Genomic DNA, 1478 nt, shown 5'->3' on the forward strand with positions numbered 1-1478 from the left:
ACCGATTGAATCCACCCAATATGCAAGCCACGATTACCGCAAGATGGTTGAGGATCTCGCGATCCCAATGTCGATGAGCAGGAAGGCAGACTGCTGGGACACTCAATCTACGATAGCCCTGAGCACTGCTTCTGGCCTGACCCGTGCTGGGATTGGTGCCATGCCTTTGCGTTGACCTGTCGGGCGGATTCAGTGATCACCTCGGCAATGCCGGGCCTGCTGCGAGTGACCTGATAGGAGCCTTGTGCTGCACCCTGAGTGTCCTGTCCTTCGGCATGGTTTGGCGACGCCACTTCATCGAAAAGGAGCTTGTATGGAACAGGTAAATACCCAGGCAGAGGTCATTCTCGGCGTCGACACGCATCTCGACGTTCATGTCGGCGTCGTCATCGACGCCGTAGGGCGCATCAAGGGAACCCTCTCGATTGCGACAAATCCCAGCGGCTACGAAGAGTTGCTCATCTGGGCACAAGGCTTCGGCAGGCTGGATCGGGCCGGCATTGAAGGGACGAGTTCCCACGGCGCCGGTCTGACACGGTTCCTCGAATGCAAAGGGGTCGTGGTTATCGAGATCAACCGGCCGAATCGTTCTCGTCGACGCAGCCCAGGCAAGAGCGATCCGACCGATGCAGAGAGTGCCGCACGCGCGGTTCTGGCCGCCGATGCGACCGGCGTTCCAAAGGCTCAGAGCGGGATGGCTGAGGCCCTGCGGACGCTGAGCGTTGCACGTCGAAGCGCCGTCAAAGCCAAGACGCAGGCCGTGAATCAACTTCGAGCTTTACTCGTCAGCGCGCCTTCATCTATTCGAGGCGCACTGCTGAAAGTCAACACGGCGCACTGTGTCGCAGCCTGCGCAATCCTTCCGGAGGACGATGAGAGGAACCTCGTCCTGGCCAGCTTGAAGATGACGTTGAGGCTACTGGCGCGACGCTGGAATGCGCTGCACGAGGAACTGCACGAACTCGACAAGCAGCTCACCCGCTTGACGAAGCTGGCCGCCCCCAGAATTCTGGGTCGCTTCGGCGTCGGGCCTCAGACCGCGGCGACATTGCTCATCACGGCCGGGGATAACCCAGCCCGATTGCGCAACGAGGCCGCGCTCGCTGCGCTATGCGGGGTCAGTCCCCTTGAGGCGTCTTCCGGAAAGACGAGCCGTCATCGGCTCAATCGAGGTGGGCAGAGGCAGGCCAACAACGCCCTGTGGACCATCGCCATGGTCCGAATGAGGAGCGATGCGCGCACCCTGAAATACGTCGCCAGACGCACCGCCGAGGGCCTATCGAAAAAGGAGATCCATCGCTGCCTCAAGCGCTACATCGTGCGCGAGTCGTACCCGCTGATTCTGGCTGACCTGGCCGACTCCGCACGTCGCGCTTGACATAGGAGCGTCAACGCGGCCATGGAGAGCTTCTTCAAGACGCTGAAAGTCGAGAGGATCTACCAGGTCCGCTATGACACCCGGGCGCAGGCTCGGCTGG

The 1478-nt window shown here is 61.0% G+C and carries 1 protein-coding gene and 1 pseudogene; both read left to right on the plus strand.

Features of this window, described 5'->3' with window-relative positions; all coding sequences use genetic code 11:
• Positions 1 to 313: 313 nt before the first annotated feature.
• The gene (locus QN413_RS26950; RefSeq protein ID WP_416352258.1) at positions 314 to 1378 is read left to right on the plus strand and encodes an IS110 family transposase; all 1065 of its coding nucleotides are present in this window, start codon (positions 314 to 316) and stop codon (positions 1376 to 1378) included.
• Positions 1379 to 1390: 12 nt separating this feature from the next.
• Positions 1391 to 1478, plus strand: a pseudogene (locus QN413_RS27495) (IS3 family transposase); the annotation flags it as partial.

This window comes from Variovorax sp. LG9.2, assembly GCF_035018885.1.
In the GTDB taxonomy this organism is placed as follows: domain Bacteria; phylum Pseudomonadota; class Gammaproteobacteria; order Burkholderiales; family Burkholderiaceae_C; genus Variovorax.